General features: G+C 63.2%; 17 protein-coding genes and 1 other RNA gene. 17 read left to right on the top strand and 1 reads right to left on the bottom strand.

Annotated elements, in window-relative coordinates; all coding sequences use genetic code 11:
• Positions 1-53: 53 nt before the first annotated feature.
• The 10 genes from Q8K99_09700 to Q8K99_09655 all read left to right on the top strand — a co-directional run bounded on the left by Q8K99_09700 (position 54) and on the right by Q8K99_09655 (position 9,332).
• The gene (locus tag Q8K99_09700; GenBank protein MDP2182822.1) at positions 54-1,115 is read left to right on the top strand and encodes a M42 family metallopeptidase; all 1,062 of its coding nucleotides are present in this window, start codon (positions 54-56) and stop codon (positions 1,113-1,115) included.
• A gap of 100 nt (positions 1,116-1,215) precedes the next feature.
• Positions 1,216-1,683, top strand: coding sequence for an SsrA-binding protein SmpB (gene smpB, locus Q8K99_09695; protein ID MDP2182821.1), 468 nt, complete (start codon positions 1,216-1,218; stop codon positions 1,681-1,683).
• A 128-nt stretch (positions 1,684-1,811) separates the two neighbouring features.
• Positions 1,812-2,155: a transfer-messenger RNA gene (ssrA, locus tag Q8K99_09690) on the top strand.
• 470 nt (positions 2,156-2,625) lie between these two features.
• Entirely contained in the window at positions 2,626-4,338 is a 1,713-nt protein-coding gene (locus Q8K99_09685; protein MDP2182820.1) for an EAL domain-containing protein, read from the top strand.
• A 92-nt stretch (positions 4,339-4,430) separates the two neighbouring features.
• Complete coding sequence (locus tag Q8K99_09680; protein MDP2182819.1) at positions 4,431-4,808, top strand: hypothetical protein; 378 nt, start codon at positions 4,431-4,433, stop codon at positions 4,806-4,808.
• Entirely contained in the window at positions 4,805-5,281 is a 477-nt protein-coding gene (locus Q8K99_09675) for a small multi-drug export protein (GenBank protein ID MDP2182818.1), read from the top strand. The genes Q8K99_09680 and Q8K99_09675 overlap by 4 nt, the downstream gene beginning before the upstream one ends.
• A 32-nt stretch (positions 5,282-5,313) precedes the next feature.
• Positions 5,314-6,174, top strand: coding sequence for a hypothetical protein (locus tag Q8K99_09670; GenBank protein ID MDP2182817.1), 861 nt, complete (start codon positions 5,314-5,316; stop codon positions 6,172-6,174).
• On the top strand, positions 6,171-6,590 hold the full coding sequence (locus Q8K99_09665; GenBank protein MDP2182816.1) for a hypothetical protein: 420 nt from the start codon (positions 6,171-6,173) through the stop codon (positions 6,588-6,590). The genes Q8K99_09670 and Q8K99_09665 overlap by 4 nt, the downstream gene beginning before the upstream one ends.
• 80 nt (positions 6,591-6,670) lie before the next feature.
• Positions 6,671-6,805 (top strand): hypothetical protein, encoded by a 135-nt coding sequence (locus tag Q8K99_09660; GenBank protein ID MDP2182815.1) that lies wholly within the window; start codon positions 6,671-6,673, stop codon positions 6,803-6,805.
• 220 nt (positions 6,806-7,025) lie between these two features.
• Complete coding sequence (locus tag Q8K99_09655) at positions 7,026-9,332, top strand: hypothetical protein (protein ID MDP2182814.1); 2,307 nt, start codon at positions 7,026-7,028, stop codon at positions 9,330-9,332.
• Between the two features lie 78 nt (positions 9,333-9,410).
• On the opposite strand, the gene Q8K99_09650 is transcribed toward Q8K99_09655, so the two are convergent.
• A complete protein-coding gene (locus Q8K99_09650) occupies positions 9,411-10,088 on the bottom strand; it encodes a L,D-transpeptidase (protein ID MDP2182813.1) in 678 nt (225 codons plus the stop codon).
• A 106-nt stretch (positions 10,089-10,194) separates the two neighbouring features.
• Between Q8K99_09650 and Q8K99_09645 the strand changes: the two genes are divergently transcribed.
• From Q8K99_09645 to Q8K99_09615, 7 genes are all read left to right on the top strand, one after another.
• Positions 10,195-11,895, top strand: coding sequence for an ATP-binding protein (locus Q8K99_09645; protein ID MDP2182812.1), 1,701 nt, complete (start codon positions 10,195-10,197; stop codon positions 11,893-11,895).
• 205 nt (positions 11,896-12,100) lie between these two features.
• A complete protein-coding gene (locus tag Q8K99_09640; protein ID MDP2182811.1) occupies positions 12,101-12,850 on the top strand; it encodes a DUF4388 domain-containing protein in 750 nt (249 codons plus the stop codon).
• A gap of 8 nt (positions 12,851-12,858) precedes the next feature.
• Entirely contained in the window at positions 12,859-14,400 is a 1,542-nt protein-coding gene (locus Q8K99_09635; protein MDP2182810.1) for a CheR family methyltransferase, read from the top strand.
• A 64-nt stretch (positions 14,401-14,464) separates the two neighbouring features.
• The gene (locus tag Q8K99_09630) at positions 14,465-14,845 is read left to right on the top strand and encodes a response regulator (protein ID MDP2182809.1); all 381 of its coding nucleotides are present in this window, start codon (positions 14,465-14,467) and stop codon (positions 14,843-14,845) included.
• 11 nt (positions 14,846-14,856) lie between these two features.
• Complete coding sequence (locus Q8K99_09625) at positions 14,857-16,725, top strand: ATPase, T2SS/T4P/T4SS family (protein ID MDP2182808.1); 1,869 nt, start codon at positions 14,857-14,859, stop codon at positions 16,723-16,725.
• A gap of 13 nt (positions 16,726-16,738) precedes the next feature.
• Positions 16,739-17,377, top strand: a complete 639-nt coding sequence (locus Q8K99_09620) for a chemotaxis protein CheW (protein ID MDP2182807.1) — start codon at positions 16,739-16,741, stop codon at positions 17,375-17,377.
• Between the two features lie 8 nt (positions 17,378-17,385).
• Entirely contained in the window at positions 17,386-17,940 is a 555-nt protein-coding gene (locus Q8K99_09615) for a chemotaxis protein CheW (GenBank protein MDP2182806.1), read from the top strand.
• Positions 17,941-17,957 lie beyond the last annotated feature (17 nt).

The raw sequence follows: 17,957 nt of genomic DNA, 5'->3' as shown, positions 1-17,957 counted from the left end.
TTCGCGTATGCTGTCGTGTGAGTCACCACGATTACCCCAGAAGGAGATACCCCATGCGTTCCCAGTCGCTCGACTTCCTGCGCAAGCTTGTCGAAGCCCCTTCGCCGTCCGGCTACGAGCAGCCTGCAGCTGCGGTCTTCCGCGACTACGTCACTCCGCTCGCCGACGAGGTCACCACGAATGTGATGGGCTCGGTCCATGCGGTCCTGCGCGGAAGCGCGGGTGGTCCCTCCGTCATGTTGGCCGGTCATATCGACGAAGTGGGCCTCATGGTCACCTACATCACGGACGACGGCTTCGCCGCCTTCAAAGCTGTGGGAGGCATCGACGCACACCTACTGCCCGGCAAGCGCGTCCGAGTACATGCCAAGGAAGGCCCGCTTCTCGGCGTGCTTGGGCGCATGCCGATCCACCTGCTCGAAGAAGACGAGCAAAAGCAGGTCACGAAGATGCACAAGATGTTCATCGACCTCGGGCTTCCCGGAGACGAGGTCAAGAAGCGTCTGCGTATCGGCGATCCGATCACGTTCGATGTCGGTCTCGAGCTGTTCGGGACGGACATGGCCGTGTCGCGGGCGTTCGACGACAAGATGGGTGCCTGGGCAGCCGCAGAGGTGTTGCGGCTCGTGAAGAAAGCGGGCGGCGCGAAGGGCGACGCTATCGCCGCGGCCACCGTGCAAGAGGAGATCGGTCTACGCGGCGGGACGACTTCTGCGTACGGGATCGATCCGGTCGTGGGCATCGCGATCGAAGTCGGTCACGCGACCGACTACCCAGACGTGGACAAGCGCAGGTACGGCGAGGCGAAGTGCGGCTTCGGCCCCATCATCACGCGCGGCGCCAACGTCAATCCAAAAGTCTTCGAGCTGCTCGTGGAGGCGGCGGAGTCCGCGAAGATCCCGTACCAGATCAACGGCGAGCCGCGCGGAACAGGCACGGACGCCAACGCCATCCAGCTCTCGCGCGGAGGCAAAGCCGCAGGCCTGGTGAGTGTCCCGCTCCGCTACATGCACACGCCGAGCGAGGTTCTCAACCTGAACGATCTCGAGAACGCCGCGAAGCTGCTCGCTGCCTTTGTGCGACGTCTCGAGCCGGACACCGACTTCACGCCGTAGCGCGCGTATCGATATCGTGCTGCGGGCTGTCGCTGCGGACGGTCAGGGTAGAATGTTGGATGCACAACCGACTCGTCCTCCGTCCCGGAAGCATCGTCCTATGCCGCGTCAAGAGAAGAACATAGCCAACAACAAGAAGGCCCGTCATGACTACTTCATCGACGAGGTCTTCGAGACAGGCATCGTGCTTACCGGCACCGAGGTCAAGTCCCTGCGCGCCAACGGCGCCTCGCTGCGCGAGTCCTTCGCAACCGTGCGCCAGGCCGAGGTGTGGCTGCACAACGTACACATCGCGCCGTACAGCCACGGCAACAGGGCGAATGTCGACACCAACAGGCCGCGCAAGCTGTTGCTGCACAAGAAGGAGATCCGCTATCTCCTTGGCCATGTGAAGGAGAAGGGCGTCACGCTTGTGCCCGTGAGAATCTATCTGAACGAGTCGAATCTGGTGAAGGTCGAACTCGGACTTGCGCGGGGCAAGAAACTGTACGACAAGCGTGCGACCATCGCCGAGCGCGATCAGAAGCGCGACACCGAGCGCGCTCTGCGAGAGCGCCAGAAGGGCTAGCGGGCCCACCCATCGGCCCGGCGGCCCGATTCTCAGGCGCAGTTGATGCTTCCCGGGGTATACTCACTCACGCGGCACACGCCGTGTGCACTTTGACAATGTCGTTCGTGCCGCCACATGTGGGGGCGACTGGTTTCGACACGATACGTCTGAGGGAAGAAGCAGGCCGAGGTCGCCTTACCTCGTTAAACAGGGGCAAGACGCCTTCAAGCGTCGACAATAATTATGCACTCGCTGCCTAAATAGCGCAGCGACGTCGCCCGGTAGGCGTCCCCGCTACCGGTAACGACGTCATTCAGGGGACTACCGGACGGCCGACGGTGATAGGCCGCGAGGGAAACCTCATCACCTAGGAAGAGCCACGTGGGTCACCGATCGTCGGCTCGACCGAATGCCAACAGGTGACTGAGCCTGGAGATGCTTCCCAGGGGTGTGTCGTGGACCGGAGTTCGATCAAATAGGGTCGCCCCGGCTGGTAACAGTCGGGTGAAAAGAGGGCTCAAACGGTGAAACCTAAGGCCGACAAGGCTATGGCAACGCCGTCCCGTGAAGTCGAAAGGCGTAAGCGGGCTAGAGACTCATAGGCACCTACGGCCGCGAGGTCACGGTGTACTAGGGTGGAAGAAGTCGTGTTCGAGTTCTTCCACAAACGCCCTCCTGCCCGGGAGACCCCGACTGATGCCATCAAGGTAGCAGAGGGGTCTGACATTCCAGGTAGAAGGAATAGTCCACGTCCGACCGAAAGGTCGGGGAGCGGGTCTCCGCGCCTCCACCAGTCCACATGTCGAAGGGTCCGGGATTCCCGGACCCTTCGTGTTTCCCGATTCCTGCGGTTGGAGAGGCCGTGGCCGTCTGTCGTCCGGAATATCGTGTACGGGCTGGTAAATGAGGGAATCATCTGATAGACCTCGGAGAGAGGCACCCGGGGGGAGTGCGTATTTCATGGAAGACCAACAACCGTCCGCAGGGCATGATGCACAGCGCGCGGACGGCAACATCTCATCGCATGGCAGGGGGTTCCACGAGTTTCTCGAGGGTCTCCCACTTCCCGCATGGGCGGTCGGCGAGACCGGCGGTCTCATGTACGCCAACGCGGCATGGACCGAATTCACCGGGCGTGGTATGGACGGACAGCTTGGCGACGGTTGGCTGGATAGCGTGCTTGCCGAGGACCGCTCCGCGTTGCGTCACGCGTACCAGCGTGCCATCAGTTCACGGGTGCCGTTCACCGCCGAGTTCCAGGCGCGACGGTCAGATGGACAGTTCCGGTGGCTCACGTGCTTCGGCTGTCCGTATGCCGGACCTGACGGCAGCCTATTGGGTGTCCTTGGCATGTGCATGGATCTCACGGAGCGCAGGCAGCGCGAGGAGCAGCTGGCGTTCATGGCAACCCATGATTCGCTGACCGGGCTACCCAACCGGCGGATGTTCGACAATGCGCTTGAGCGGGTGGTCCAACGGGCGCGACGGGGCGACGGGGGCATGCTGCTTCTGCTCGACCTCGACAACTTCAAGGGCTACAACGACACTCTCGGGCACCTCGAAGGCGACCAGGCGCTCATCAACTTCTCGCTCCTGTTGCAGCGTCATCTTCGTGCGGGCGATCTGTTGGCACGAATCGGAGGCGATGAGTTCGCCGTGCTTCTTGAGCGAACGACCCTCGACGAGGCGCAGGAGATCTCAGAACGTATGCGTCGCGCTGCCGCCGAGGAGGATTTCGTTTCCGGGGCGCGCCGTCATGAGCTCGGGATGAGTGCGGGGCTTGTGCCGGTCGACGGGAGGCTCGACGTGCGCGCGCTCGTGGACGTAGCGGACGCGGCGATGTACGAAGCCAAGGAGACGGGTCGCAACAGGATCGTGCTTCGCACTGACTACGAGCCCGGACCGACGGATCGCGAGCGCATGGCGAGTCGCGTGAGGGACGCCCTTGGCCACAAGCGCTTCATGCTCTACTACCAGCCAGTCATCCGTCTTGCGGACGGCCGTGTCGCATACTTCGAGTCGCTGGCGAGGATGATCGACGCGGACGGCTCGCTCTTGATGCCAGGGGAGTTCCTCACGACGATCGAGCGCCTGGGACTGATGCCGCGACTGACGAGAATCGTCGTGGCGATGTTGCTCCAAGCCCTCGTCGATCACCCTTCGGCGGTCGTGTCGATGAACATCGCCGGCGGCGATCTCGACGACGAGTCCTTGCCGCGTTTCGTCGAGCAGGAACTGCGACGTCGCAACATCGACCCTGGTCGGATCGCGTTTGAGATGTCGGAGTCGTGTGTCGTGGCGAATCTCGCCTCGGCCAGGTACTGGATCAAGCGGCTGCACCCGCTCGGGTGCCGGTTCGTGCTCGATGACTTTGGCGCCGGACTGGGTCTCTTTGGGCTGCTGCGCGAGCTCGACTTCGACCAGGTCAAGCTGGACGGTTCGATCGTGCGGGAGCTGTCGGCGAACGGCGAGAGCCGCCAGTTCGTGACTGCGGTACGCTCGCTGGTCGAGTCGCAGGGACGCACTGCGGTCGCATCGTGGGTCGAGACAGAGGGTCTCCTGCAGGGAGTGAGGGACGCGGGATTCACGCTCGGCCAGGGCTATCACCTGGAGATGCCCGGTCCCGACCTCGGCGAACTGATCCGGGTCTACGGCACATGCGCGCGTGTCTGAAGCGGCATCCTTCCGGCAACGCTGCGCAGCCGGTACCGTCTTGCGTGTGGGCATGGGATAGAATCCCGATGTAGTCTCGCGAAAGGACTTCCATGCCAGGGGGCACGCGCTACGGCTTCACTGCCGAGGAGTGGCACCGCTGCCGCGACGAGATGCGATCGGTGCTGGCTGAGATCGCGTGCGAACGGCAGACCATCACCTACGGGAACCTCGTGACGCGCATCTCCGGGCGGCGCATGTCGCCTCGCTCCTCGGCGTTGTCGGTAATGCTCGGCGAGGTCTGTCAGATGGAGGACATGGCCCGCGGCACCATGCTGGGCTCCGTTGTCGTACGGGTGTCCGACGGCATACCCGGTGACGGATACTTCCGCCACGCAGAGGAACTCGGGCGCGACACGTCGGACCGGGTCTCGTTCTGGCGCCGTGAGGTCGAGAAGGTCTGGGACGCCTGGGCGGAGTCGGAGCGATGACTCAGGCAGTGATCGACTTCGCCTCGAGTCTGCCTCCCTATGTCAAGTACGTCGTTCTCACGTTGGTGCCGTGGGTTGAGCTGCGCGGTGCGATAGGGCTAGCTGTCCAGCAGGGCGAGCGGCTGTACCTGCCGCTCATCCTCATCACGAACGGACTGATCTTCTTCCCGACGTTCTTCATTCTGGAGCGGGTCTACGAGCATATTCCCGAGGGCTCTTGGCTCCATCGCAAGCTCGAGAGCGTCCGCAAGAAGGCGCATCCCCTCGTCGAGAAGTACGGCGTGCTGGGCCTCGCCGTGTTCGTCGCGATCCCTCTACCGGGAACCGGCGCCTACTCGGGGTCGGTTGCCGCGTGGATGCTCGACATGGACTGGCGCAAGTCGTTCCTCGCTGTCGGGCTTGGCGTTCTCGGTGCGTTCTTCATCATGTGGGGATTCTACGAGGCGGTAGCCGCAGGCGTGAGCTTCTTCTGAGGGGACACGGGAGCATGAGGAATGCACTCTCCGTGAGTCGTGACCTCGTGCGTGCCGTGCTGCGTGGCGGCTCGGGGCTCGCGGTCGGATTCTCGCTCGTGCCTGAAGATGCCATCGCCGGCGTGATGTGGGGTCATCTGGGGCAGCTGCGGCTTGTCGCCGCATGCTGCGATATCGAGCTGGACTTTGCCTTCGTTCCCGCCTGGGAACCCGGCGCGACCAGCCTTGCGGAGGCTGTCGGTTCCTGCGGGACCTCGGTGTTCTGGACGGTCGCCGGCCCTCTCGGACGAGTGGCGGCCGAGAGGGGCTGGTCGCAGACGGTGGTCGACACCGCCAGACACGCGCCCGATCTGGCCGACGCTCTCGACCGTGCGACCGAGGCGGCGGCGAGCGATGTCGCATCGGCTCCCCCCGGGGCGGTGGCCTGCGTGATTGCCGAGGACATCGCGGTGCTCGATGGCCCGCTGTACGCGCCCGACCACGTCCTCGCCGAGTTGCTTCCGCGTCTGGGTCGGCTCGCCGCTTCTGCGTTGGAGCGCGGGATGGATCCGGTGCTGCACTCCGACGGCGACACACGCGTCTTCATGCGTGCAATCGCGAGTGCCGGGTTTCGGGCGCTTCATGTCGGGGGAGTGAGCTACGATACGTTCGAGACCATCTACGCGTCGGCCCGTGCCGCCGGTCTCGCGGTCATCGGAGGATTGCCCGGCGATGACCTACGTTCGGGTGCGCCGCAGGCGATTCGGGCGGGCGTGCGTGCAGGTGTTCTTGCCGCCGCACAAGGCCTGCTTCTTGCCGATGACGGAGGTTTGACGACTTCAGAGGAGGTCGCGGCGCTGGTCGCGGCTGTCGAGGCATCCCGTCGGCCTGCGGTATGGGAGGAACGTCCGTGAACGGCAGGTTTGCTGAGTACCAGACCACGGGGCCGGCCCGACAGGGGCGCGTTCGGTCTGCTTCCGCGATCGACTACGCTGCAGCGGTGGTGATTGGCGTGATCGTCTTCCCGTTTCCCATCGTTCGGGCCTACGTTCCCGTCTGGGTGTTCGTCGTCTCGATACTCGTCGTCATCGGCATCGCGCATGCGCTATACGTTGCGCTCACATCAGTCCTCCTGGGTCGAACTCCAGGCATGTACCTGTTCGACCTAGGATTCGACGATGAACGCCCGGGACTCTTCCGCGCTCTCATGTGGGGCTTCGGTTCCGCGGTCGTGTTCTGGCCGTCTCTGCTAGTGGGGGGTCTCGCACACCCTGAGACCGGCGTTCTCGCGAGATCGTCCGGTGTGCACGTGCGGGCTACCGGAGGATAGCGTCTCGCCGGTATCCGGTTGCGCTCTTCGGACGTTACGACCACGAGAGGGGCGTTGCGGTCGAAAGGAGGGACTCCTCTATGCGCAAGATAGTGGCTCTTGCACTCGTGTGCGCGCTCATGGCGCTCGTTGTGGCGCCAACGGCGGCTTTTGGTGCGGATCAGCTCCGCACGCAGCTGAAGCTCAAGGACGGAAGCTGCCTGGTCACGCCCTAGCCTGTAGGCTGAGAAGTGCGACGCAGGTGCGTGGCCGATGCGGGGCCGGAGCCAAGACCGGTCCCGCATCGCTGTTTCGGCGTGTTTCTCGCGACAGGGAAGATGCTGTAGGTGAGGCACAGGTTGTTGCGTCGTGTTCCAACCCCTCCGAAACGAAGGAGAGCGGGCGCACCCTCTCGTGGGTATACTCCGTTGTACCGGACGAGGGAGATGATGCTTCATGTGGTCCGGAAGACTGCTTCGTCGACTGGGCAGATCGGCGACACTCGCCGCGTTCGTAGCGGTCATTCTGCTCTCGCTCGTGGGCATCGGCTATCCGTCCGACATCCCGATCGCGACAATCCCGGTAGGCGATGCCCCTGTTGCGATTGCCGTGAACCCCGTGAGTCATGCGGTCTACGTCGCCAACTACTACGGCAATACCGTGTCGGTCATCGACGGCGTGTCCGACTCGGTGGTCGCGACGGCCACGATGCCAGAGAGTTTCTCGGTCCCGATTTCGATCGTGGTCGACTCGCTCCAATCGCCTGCCAAGGCCTTCGTAGCGAACTTCTGGGCGGCGTGCGTCGCCGTCATCGATGAGTCAGCGCCGGGCGCCCCGCCCGTTGCGGTGGACACGGGGGCCGTTCACGCCTCGGGTCCCCGTGCGCTTGCCATCGATCCCACGCTGTCGCCGCCCAAGGTCTACGCCGCCAACTACGGTAGCGGCACAATCGCGGTCATCAACGCAACCACCAATGCAGTCGTCGGTCATATCGCGGTCGGTACGGCTCCACGGGCTCTCGGGATGTTCTCCTCGGCAAGCAGGCACCGCCTGTATGCGGCGGACGCGAGCGCGAACACAGTCACAGTGATCGACCCGACGACGGACACGGTGATCACGACGATCGGCGTCGGAGCGGCGCCCAAGTCGATCGCCGTAGATCCGGCGACCGGCTACGCGTACGTCTCGAACGAGACCGGCGACTCAGTCACGGTCATCGACGACACCGACGCCGTTGCTGCCACGATTCCGGTCGGCGATCGGCCTGTGGGTATTGCGGTTGACTCCGCCAACAGGCGTGTGTTTGTCGCCAATTTCTACAGCGGTACGGTTTCGGTGATCGATGCCGACACGAACACGGTCACCGCGACGATTCCTGTTGGCACGAATCCCTACGCGGTCGCGTTTGACGCGTCGGACGGCAAGGCCTTCGTCACGAACTACGGATCGGCGAACGTCACGGTGATCTCCAACACTCTCGCGACCACGACTGTTGCCACCGGCGTGCGGCCATACGCCGTCGCCGTCAACGAGGGTATCTCGCCGCACAAGACCTACGTCGGTAACTGGACGGGTGACAGTGTGACCGTCATCGACGAACCCGCGCCTGTTGCGCTCGGCTTCGTGACGCCGTCGGTCGCCCATGCCGCGGCACCACCGGCTGTCGCTGTTGCGGTTGAGCCTCTGCCGGGCGATGCGACAACATCGACCCAGCCCGTCATCGAGGGGACTGCCGAGGATCTCAGGTCGCCGTATGTCTCGAACATTGTTGGGGTGTACTACCGCCTCGACAACGACGTCGCCTGGCAACGTGCCGAGATCGTGGAGGGGCTGGGGAGTCCGTCCGTGCGATGGCGCGTTGCGTCGCCCGTGGTGCTCGAGTACGGGACCCACAAGGTTCACGTGGCCGCGCTCGACCAAGCGGCCGCCGTGAGTGCGACCTCGGAGTTCGGCTCGGGTTTTGCCGGGCAGGCGTTCGGCGGAAGTGCCACGTATGGCTTCACGGTGACCGAGTATGTAGACGTGCAGACGCCCGTGGTTCGCGATACGGTCGCTGTTCCCGCCGTGGCGAGCGTGGGTCAGGACGTGATGCTCTTCGCCACTGCCGATGATACCGCCTCTGGCGCGTCTACCATTTCGTCCGTCGAGTACCGCGTGGACGACGGAGCGTGGACCCCAATGAGCGCCATCGATCTGGCGTTCGACGAGCCGGTCGAGCCTGTGGCTGCGGTCGTTCCCGCGTTCACCACAGCGGGGCTGCACACAGTGGAGATTCGGGCGACTGACGCTGCGGGCAATACCTCCGGAATCGTATCGACTGGACTTGTCGTGTTCGATTCTGCCGGTTCGGTATCTGGGAACGGGAAGTACATCAGTCCGGTCGGGTCGTTCGTCGAGGAGCCGGCACTGTCGTGTCAGGCATCGCTCAAAACGGATGTCGAGTATCCTGCGGGAAGCACCGTGCCGGAGGGGCTGTTCCGGTTCGAGTCGCGCGAGGCAGGGGTCTTCTTTGGCGCGACGTCGTTCGACTGGATGGTTGTGGCAGCAGGCAAGGCATATGTGTCCGGGAGTGGGCGTGCCAAGGACGGCAGCGCCGTTCGATTCACCTTCACCGTTCGAGATGGTGGCACGCGGCGCGCACCCGACTACATTCGGTTGAGGCTTGTCTCGCCGGACGGGTCACTGCTCTACGATAGCGCGCCCGGCACCGTCGACCTACTTGAGCCGGTGAACCAGCTCACTCAGGGCAACATCTCGCTATAGGTGACACTTCTGGGTCACAGGGTACGAAAGCGCATCGCACGTCTTTCGGCGCCCACCGGTGTGGTGGGTTCCGAAGCTTCACGGCTCGATACACACCGGCGTTCCGAGTGGCGTGGCAGCGAACAGCTCCTCGGCGTCGGCATCAGACATTGCGATGCACCCATCAGTCCAGTCGTCCGCCGTCCCGCCACCGTGAATCATGATCTCGCCGCCGAGTCCGGTGTGCCACGGAGGACGTTTCATCGCGCGGATAGCCCGCACGATGTCGGTGTACTCGCGCCGCGAGATGATTCCCGCTGCGCTGCCGCGTTCGGCGTCCTCCTCATTCGGATACGAGAGTCCGAGCGTCCGGTGGTAGCGAGTCTCTGAGTGTCGGCCACAGACGTAGAAGTCGCCCTCTGGAGTTCGACCGTCGCCCTCCTTCAGCTTGTCCGCTATCGGATCACGTCCCAGGGCGATGCGGTACGTCTTGACACGTGCACCCTCGGACATGACGGTGAGCGTGCGTAACGACTTCGATATCACGATCTCAGGATTGATGAGGGTTGCGGGTAGCTCTCCAACGACTGTGCCGAGGACGGGTTCAGGCGTCTCCGTGCGCGCAGGAGCGAGCGTGTCGTCGTGCGACTCGGGACCGGTGTCCACATCCGCGCCTTCCGGGACGGAACGTTCGGTCTTGCGAACGGGTCGTGCGAGCAGCACGACGACGAACACCGCGAACACGCCCAGGGCTATCGTAACCACTCTACGCACCATGCATCACCGTTCGTCAGTCTACCGCGCCGCTGCCAGCCGCGCAGGGCTATACTCGCGCCGGAGGGGCTTGTAGGGCCGGCCGCGTTGAGCGGCGATTGGACCTGCCATGGACGAACGGGAGTCACGCGCGCTCGATGCATCAGTTGAGTTTCGTCTTCTATACGAGAACGCCCCGCTGCCATACCAATCTCTCGACTCGGATGGCAACATCATCGCAGTGAACCCGGCGTGGCTCGAAGGTCTCGGCTACTCTGCGGAGGAGGCTATCGGGCGCTGGTTCGGGGACTTCCTCGCCGAGGACCAGGTTCCGAAGTTCCGCGAGCGGTTTCCCCATTTCAAGGAGGCCGGAGAGACCCACGGCGCCGACTTCGCCATGAGGCGCAAGGACGGCGCCCACGTTCGCTGGATGGCCAACGGGCGCATCGCGCACAACGATGACGGCTCCTTCAGGCAGACGCACTGCATCTTTGTGGACGTTACGTGTGAGCGCGCTGCCGAGGAACGCGCCGCCGTCATCAACCGGATTGCGCGGATCTTCATGAAGGGGACAGACGCCGAGGCGCACTCAGCGGTCCTGAAGGAGATTCTTGAGGCTACGGGGAGCGAGATCGGGGCACTCGGTCACATCGATCGCGATGGAAACTCGATAGTTCCTACGTTCGCGGGGGACGTATGGGATGGGTGCGGCGTTGCCGCGAAGTCGATCGTGTATCTCCGTGACGAGTGGGGAGCTGCGACCTGGGCTGAGTGTCTTCGGGATGGACTGTCGCGCTTCTCCAACGAACCGGCGCGTGTTCCGGATGGGCACATCCCGGTGAAATGCCACGCTGTGGTGGCCATCAAGGATCACGGCGAGGTCATTGGCCAAATCAGTGTGGCCAATCGCCCGGACGGCTATGACGAGCAGGTCGTCGCCCTCCTCGAGTCAATCGCCGAGTCAGTCGGTCCAGTACTTCGTGCCCAGCTTGAACGCGGCTGGCGCGAGCGCGATCTCGAGGAGGCGGTGCGTGAGCTGGAGCAGGTGAAGGGGAGTCTGGAGCACATCATCGAGGAGCGCACCAGCGATTTGCGCGGGTCTATCGACGAACTGGTCCAGGCGTTGCACGCGAAAGACGAGTTTCTCGCGTCCATGAGCCACGAGTTGCGCACGCCGCTGAACTCGATCATCGGATTCAGCGGCGTCATGTTGAAGGGTCTGACTGGAGAGCTTTCCGAGGAGCAGCTCCGCCAACTCGACATGGTCAACCGGGCAGGTGTGCATCTGCTGGCGATCGTAGACGACATGCTTGACCTGTCGAAGATCGAGACGGGTCACATGCGGCTCGTCCCCGAGGAGTTCGACATCAACGTGCTCATCCAGGACGCTGTCGAACCGTTCCGCGCCTCTCTAGATGAGAAGGGCGTCAAACTGACCGTGCACGAGTGCGCCGCCCCGGCGGTCGTGTTCACGGACCGCGGTCGAGCCGGACAGATTCTGTACAACCTCCTGAGCAACGCCGCCAAGTTCACGACCGCCGGGGGGATCGACATCGACGCCGAATGCTCCGAGGACGGGGTCGTGTTTCGGATCGCCGACTCCGGGGCGGGAATCGCCGCGAACCAGCAGAATGCGATATTCGAGCGGTACTACCAGATTCGAACGCCCGAGGTGGGGAAGCCGACCGGCACAGGTCTCGGTCTCTCGGTCTCCCGTCTCCTTGCGCAGGTCCTGGGGGGTGACCTCGTGCTCGTGCACAGTGAGCCTGGCATCGGTTCGCTCTTCGAGCTTCGCATTCCCGCTCAACTTCCCGACTCAGAGGGGATCTAGGGTCCCTCTGAGTCGCAGCGCCGACGCGCTGCCATGCAGCGCCGGTCGCGCAGCCGGCAGCACGGTGCATTTGCGGGCGTGAACGTGCCTTTTTCCGTAGGCGGCACGCATGATAGGATGAGTGCGTCGCGCAGCTTGTTTCGGCGCGTGGAAGATGCCTGTTCCGTGCCCGATTTCTTCGGGCATGTCATCTGGGAGGGTGCTCGTGGCTCTGGAGGGCAACCTCAGAGACTTCTCGCTCGAGGACATGTTTCGGCTTCTGTCGTCCGGTCGCAAGACCGGGGCGCTGTACATGGAGCGAGCGGACGCTGGAGGCAAGGTCTGTTTCAAGAAGGGCCGTGTGTTCTTTGCCTCGAGCAACTGGAACCGCGAATCCCTTGGACGCCGCCTGGTCAAGGCGGGCGTGATCTCGGAGAAGCAGCTGCGTCAGGCGCTGGGTCTCCAGAAGATACAGAAGAAGGAGAAGGCCAACCGCAGGCTTGGCCAGATTCTTGTTGACGAGGGATACCTTGAGGGCAAAGTCCTCGAGAACTTCATCCAGGAGCAGATCAATGACACGCTGTTCGACCTCTTCCGCTGGGAGGACGGTGAACTGCGTTTCGAGGCCGACGAGACCTGCGAAGACGAGGACATCGGCATATCGGTGTCCGTCGAGAACATCATCATGGAATCCTCGCGACGGCTCGAGCTGTGGAACCGCATACGTCAGAAGATCCCTTCGATGGACACCCGGTTCATCATGGCGTCGGCTCCTGGTGACAAGTCCATGGAGATCCACCTCAAGCCCAAGGAGTGGATGCTCCTCTGCTACCTTCATGGAGGGCGCACCGTTCGCGAACTCGTGGAGCTTGCCGGCTACAACGATTTCGAGACCGCGAAGATTCTTTACGGCATGTACTCGGCAGGGTTGATCGAGAAGCTCGGAGCACCTGACGAGGCAGCGGTGGAATCATAGGAGAGGCTATGCCCGGCGATGGCGCGAGCCTTTCGAAGAACCTGACCCCTGCGGAGTTCACCCGCTTCAGGGACTACATCCATCAGCACTCTGGCATCTACCTGGAAGAGATGAAGGTCGATTCGCTGCGCATCTCGCTAATCACGAGGGCGACACGCTTCGGGTTCTGTACCCTGGACGAGTACTACCGGCTACTGACCTCTGACGAGGCCGAGTTCAAGGAGCTCATGAACCTCGTCACCATCAACGAGACCAGCTTCTTTCGCTTCCCGGCTCAGTTCGACGCTCTTCGAGACATGGTGATCCCCGAGATCGTCGACGGCAAGTCAGATACTCAGCGCACGTTTCGAGTCTGGTCGGCAGGGTGTTCCACGGGTGAGGAGCCGTACTCGATCGCGATGACCCTGCTCGACTCCGGTCTCGAAGGACTCGGATACGACGTTCAGGTGCTTGGCACGGACGTCTCGACCAACGCGCTGCGAAAAGCCAATGAGGGCGTGTACCCGGCGCGGGCGCTTCTGAGCGTGCCGCACGCGGTGGTGACGCGGTTCTTCGAGCCGACGGCCACGGGTCACCGTGTGACGGACCGTACTCGTTCGCTCATCGAGTTTCAGTACCACAACCTCATCAAGGAACCGTATCCGCTCGGCCTGATGGGCAACTGGGACGTCATCTTCTGCCGGAACGTGACAATCTACTTCAAGCTCGAGTCGACCCGCCGTGTCGTGCAGAACTTCTACAACAGCCTCAATCCCGGTGGCTATTTGTTCATCGGGCACTCCGAAACGCTCACCAGTATCTCTGACCAGTTTGATCCGGTGGAACTGGGCGGGGTGTTCCTGTACCGCCGACCCCAGCTGCGACGTCGAGGTGCCGCCCTGCTCCCCGAACGAGGAACCGCACGCAATGAGCTTCGTGCCTCAAGGCAGACGGAAGCGGATGTGGAGGTGCGTCGTGCCAGCGTCGATTCGAAGCGCGAGCCGCGCTCCGTGCCTTCTGGTGTGGTACAGGAATCGGTCGAGGGCGACCTGCAGGAACCGACCCTGTTCGATCAGGCCCGCGCTGCTTCGAGCGACGGTCGTCCGCGTGATGTTCTGGGCATTGTGACGGACATGCTCGACGCGGATCCGGATGACCCGCAGGCGTTCCTCATGGCTGCCTACGCGCACGCCGACCTCGGTGACCTGAGCGCTGCTCTCGACGAATGCAAGAGCGCGCTCACGAGGGATCCACTGCTGTCCGCCGCGCGCTATATCCTCGGCATCATCCACATGCGTCAGGAGGAGCCGGAACGGGCTATTGCAGAGCTCAAACGGACGGTGTACTCCGATCCTGACTTCGTGCTCGCACACCTGAACCTCGGCAATCTGTACCGTGCGGCGGGACAGATCGAAGACGCATGCCGCTCGTATGAGAACGCTCTACGGGCGCTCTACAAGAGCCCGGCCGGGGAGTGGACCGTGTTCCTTGGAGGCTTCAAGCCGGACCTGCTTGCGAAGACCTGTGAGCGGAGTCTGCTAGAGTGTCGGAAGAGGGCTGACAACACCTAAAGACTGCCCGCGAATCGGGCGATAACCACAGGTACGGATGTGTGCACGCAGAGGGGAGTCTGGTATGGCGAACGCGCGCATACTCGCGGTCGATGACAGTCCGACTATCCTTGAGATGATCAAGGCGATTCTTGTGTCCGGCGGCTACGAGGTCATCACTGCGGCCGACGGCGCGGAGGCACTTGAGACTGCCCGGGCCGAGATGCCGGATTTGATACTCCTGGACGTGATGCTGCCCAAACTTGACGGGTATCGCGTCTGCCGGCTCCTCAAGTTCGACCAGAAGTACAAGAGCATTCCGATCATCATGCTTACGGCCAAGACCGAGGAGCAGGCGATGGCGACGGGTATCAGGACTGGTGCCAACCAGTACCTGACAAAGCCGATCGAGCCCGAGACGCTCTTGGCGGCGGTCGCCGAGGAACTCCAGAAGACGCAGGGCTAGGGGGCGCCAAGATGGCAGAGACCATCACCAACCGCGTTCTCGATGCGCTCGTGGGCGCCGGACTAGTGACCGTCGAGCAGCTCTCGGCGATTGCGGAAGCTGCTACTTCGGGTGGCAAGACCCCGGGCGACGTGCTGCTCGAGCGTGGGATGATCACCGCAGGCGATCTTACGAATGTCCTCGAAGACGAGCTTGGTATGCCTGCAGTCGACCTATCCAGCTACGCACCGGACGAAGAGGCGTTGAACCTCGTGCCGGTCGCGGTCGCCCGCGAACACAACATCCTTCCGTTGTTCGAGATCGAAGGGATGCTCACGGTCGCCATCGGTGACTCGCTCGACGTGTTCAAGCTCGATGACCTCGGGACGCAGTTGGGCTACGAGATAGAAGCCGTTCTCGCCGACTCGGCATCCGTTCGGGGAGCGATCGTGGACTACTACGGTGACATGACCGACGTGCCACCCGCAGCTGCCGAGGTCGAGCCGCTCCCGACGCCCGAGGAGGTGTTGGAGGAAGAGGCTGATATCGATATCGCCGACTTCTTCGAAGCGCCTGCCGCAGAGCAGCATGACGAGGTGCTGGTTGTCGCCGAGCCAATCTCCGATACCGGTGTCGCCGAGGCGGAGGCCGCGTCGCTGGCGGTTGCAGAGACCATCGAACAAGTCGTGGAGACCGACGCGCCAGCCGGACCTCCTGCCATCGACCTGGATGTCCTGGCCGTCGCGGATGCGAAGAAGACCTCGGTGCTTGTGACCGAGATTCTCGAGCACGCCGTGAAGCGCGGCGCGAAGCGCGTGCATATCCTGCCGTACAAGGACGACTTCTTCCTCGTCTTCAGAGTCGCCGGCCGTCTCGAGAAGGTCGCAAGCGCGCCGCTCTCGCTACAGGCGGCGCTCATCGAGGGGATCAAGAACTTCGTGCGCCTGGGAGCGGTCCCTGCGTCGTTGCCGACTCTCGGTCGACTCAAGACCCACATTGCGGACAAGGATCTTGTGCTCACAGTGTCATCGGTTCCCACCGTGGCCGGTCAGCGTATGGTGATATCCCTTTCGGCCGGGACTTCCGAGCCTCGTGAACTTGGCTCCCTTGGCATGAACGAGGCGGAGACGCGGGCACTCTACGCGATGGTGGAGCGGGGTCGCGGCATCCTACTCGTGTGCGGCCCTGTGGCGGGTGGGCGAAGCGCCACCTACTATGCACTGCTCTCGCACGCTGCTCGCGCAGGCAAGACGGTGTACTCGGTCGAGCGCTCGATCGACCATGAGATTCCGGCCGTCGCGCAGGTGCTGGTGAACCCCGGTTCGCCGGTGAGTGCGGCGTCATACTTCGCTGCCGGCATGCGTCAGGACACGGACGTGATGGCGATCGACCCCATCCAGTCGGTCGAAGACGTTCACCTGGCCGTTGAAGCAGCGGGCATGGGCAAACTCGTCATCGCGACGTTCTCGGGCGGCGACATCGTCTCGGGTGTGCGCCGGATGCTCGATCTCGGCGCCGAGCCCGTTAGCCTTGCGGCGGCCCTCACGCTGGGCGTTGGCCAAAGGCTGGTCCGCCTCAACTGCCCGAACTGCTCTCAGGAGAGCCGGAGTGCTCTTGCGGACACGATCCCCGGGGCGCCTTCCGGCATGATGATCCGCAGTGGGACCGGCTGTCCCAACTGTCGCAAGTCAGGTTTCCAAGGAGCCACGGGCATCTTCGAGGTTCTGCCGTTCACCGAACCGGTGCGCGCAAGAATCGCACGCAACACCTCTGCCGAGGAGATTGCGGCAGCTGCCCGGTCGGCCGGGATGCGGCCGATGGTGGCGTCGGGTCTGGCGAGAGTCCAGGAAGGCCTGGTCAGCCCAGAAGAGCTGAACCGCGTGCTGCGGTTTGCTGAATGAGAACGGTCGCTACATGACACCCAGCCGCAAGAAGGACACCCAAGCCCAGAAGGCGAAGACGAAGAAACGTTCCGCAGCCACAGATACTGACGAGCCGGTCGAGCGGGACGTTTCGGCCGACGACGCGCCCGTCGAGGCCGCGACCTCCGAAGACCCGCATACCGACGAGTCACTTGCTGCGGAGGCCCTTCCGGTAGTAGTGACGGCACCAGGCGGTCCGGGCATCGAACGCATCGTGGCGTTCCACCTGGCGGGCCAGCGCTATGCTCTGCCGATGGAGGTAGTCCAGGAGATCCAGCAGATAGTCGCGTTTTCTGAGGTTCCCTCGCAAGGCGGGCCCGTCGTCGGGATGGTCAACCTGCGCGGGGTCGTGATTCCCGCTGTCGACATGCGTGCACTCATTGGCATGCCGCGGGAGGGGTACACGCTGGAGACCCCGATGGTCATCGCTCGCACTGATGACGGCCTTGTCGCGCTCATCGTCGACAGTGTCGATGATGTCATACAGGTGCCGGACGGTTGCCTGCAGCCCGTATCACCCATGCATTCGCTGGCCGATCGCATGCTCGGCGTGTGTCAGATCGCAGGTGATCTTGTGTACCTGCTCGACATCGCCCGCATCGTCGCGCTCGATACCGGCCTGCCGGACTGAGGAGACTCATGGGCGAGGAAGCGACACAGAACGCGCTCGATAGGTCCCTGGTTGCCAGGGCCAACGAGATCTTGCAGCAGCGCGCGGAGTCTCTGGCGCTCGAGGCGCTATCGGAGGAGACGATCGGTTCGATGGGGGTGTTGCTGTTTCGCCTTGGCGAGGAGTGGTACGCGGTCCGCGTCGATGATGTGAGGGAGATCTACCACGAGTACTCGATAACCCCCATGCCGGGTGTTCCAGACTTCATCCTCGGCGTCGTAAGCATTCGCGGAGAGATAGTCTCTGTGACCGATCTCGCGAGAATGATGGGGCTCGGACAGGTCTCGAAAGGCGAAGCGGTTCCGCCGGCGATCGTGATCCAGAACGATGAGTGCGCGACATCGATCGTCGTTGACGAGATCGGCGATATCGCGGATGTGCCCGCAGGCAGCGTTGAGCCTCCGCTATCGATAATCGACAGGCAACATGCGGAGTTCATCGCCGGCTCTCTCCATCTCGGGGAGCGGCTGGTAGGACTCATGAACGTGGAGCGCATCCTTGCGCCCATCGGTGCGAGTGATTGACGTCTAGGGAGGACGAA

Source organism: Actinomycetota bacterium, from assembly GCA_030682655.1.
Taxonomy (GTDB): Bacteria; Actinomycetota; Coriobacteriia; order Anaerosomatales; family JAUXNU01; genus JAUXNU01.
Note: the sequence above shows the minus strand (reverse complement) of the source record. Positions and strands in the feature narration are given on the sequence as shown.

What these genes read in the sequence shown, in the direction of transcription:
- Q8K99_09655 (MDP2182814.1), top strand. Translation starts at nt 7,026, where the DNA reads ATGTGGTCCGGAAGACTGCTTCGTCGACTGGGCAGATCGGCGACACTC.
- Q8K99_09700 (MDP2182822.1), top strand. Translation starts at nt 54, where the DNA reads ATGCGTTCCCAGTCGCTCGACTTCCTGCGCAAGCTTGTCGAAGCCCCT.
- Q8K99_09645 (MDP2182812.1), top strand. Translation starts at nt 10,195, where the DNA reads ATGGACGAACGGGAGTCACGCGCGCTCGATGCATCAGTTGAGTTTCGT.
- Q8K99_09630 (MDP2182809.1), top strand. Translation starts at nt 14,465, where the DNA reads ATGGCGAACGCGCGCATACTCGCGGTCGATGACAGTCCGACTATCCTT.
- Q8K99_09635 (MDP2182810.1), top strand. Translation starts at nt 12,859, where the DNA reads ATGCCCGGCGATGGCGCGAGCCTTTCGAAGAACCTGACCCCTGCGGAG.
- Q8K99_09685 (MDP2182820.1), top strand. Translation starts at nt 2,626, where the DNA reads ATGGAAGACCAACAACCGTCCGCAGGGCATGATGCACAGCGCGCGGAC.
- Q8K99_09675 (MDP2182818.1), top strand. Translation starts at nt 4,805, where the DNA reads ATGACTCAGGCAGTGATCGACTTCGCCTCGAGTCTGCCTCCCTATGTC.
- Q8K99_09660 (MDP2182815.1), top strand. Translation starts at nt 6,671, where the DNA reads ATGCGCAAGATAGTGGCTCTTGCACTCGTGTGCGCGCTCATGGCGCTC.
- Q8K99_09620 (MDP2182807.1), top strand. Translation starts at nt 16,739, where the DNA reads ATGACACCCAGCCGCAAGAAGGACACCCAAGCCCAGAAGGCGAAGACG.
- Q8K99_09680 (MDP2182819.1), top strand. Translation starts at nt 4,431, where the DNA reads ATGCCAGGGGGCACGCGCTACGGCTTCACTGCCGAGGAGTGGCACCGC.
- Q8K99_09615 (MDP2182806.1), top strand. Translation starts at nt 17,386, where the DNA reads ATGGGCGAGGAAGCGACACAGAACGCGCTCGATAGGTCCCTGGTTGCC.
- Q8K99_09650 (MDP2182813.1), bottom strand. Translation starts at nt 10,088, where the DNA reads ATGGTGCGTAGAGTGGTTACGATAGCCCTGGGCGTGTTCGCGGTGTTC.
- smpB (MDP2182821.1), top strand. Translation starts at nt 1,216, where the DNA reads ATGCCGCGTCAAGAGAAGAACATAGCCAACAACAAGAAGGCCCGTCAT.
- Q8K99_09625 (MDP2182808.1), top strand. Translation starts at nt 14,857, where the DNA reads ATGGCAGAGACCATCACCAACCGCGTTCTCGATGCGCTCGTGGGCGCC.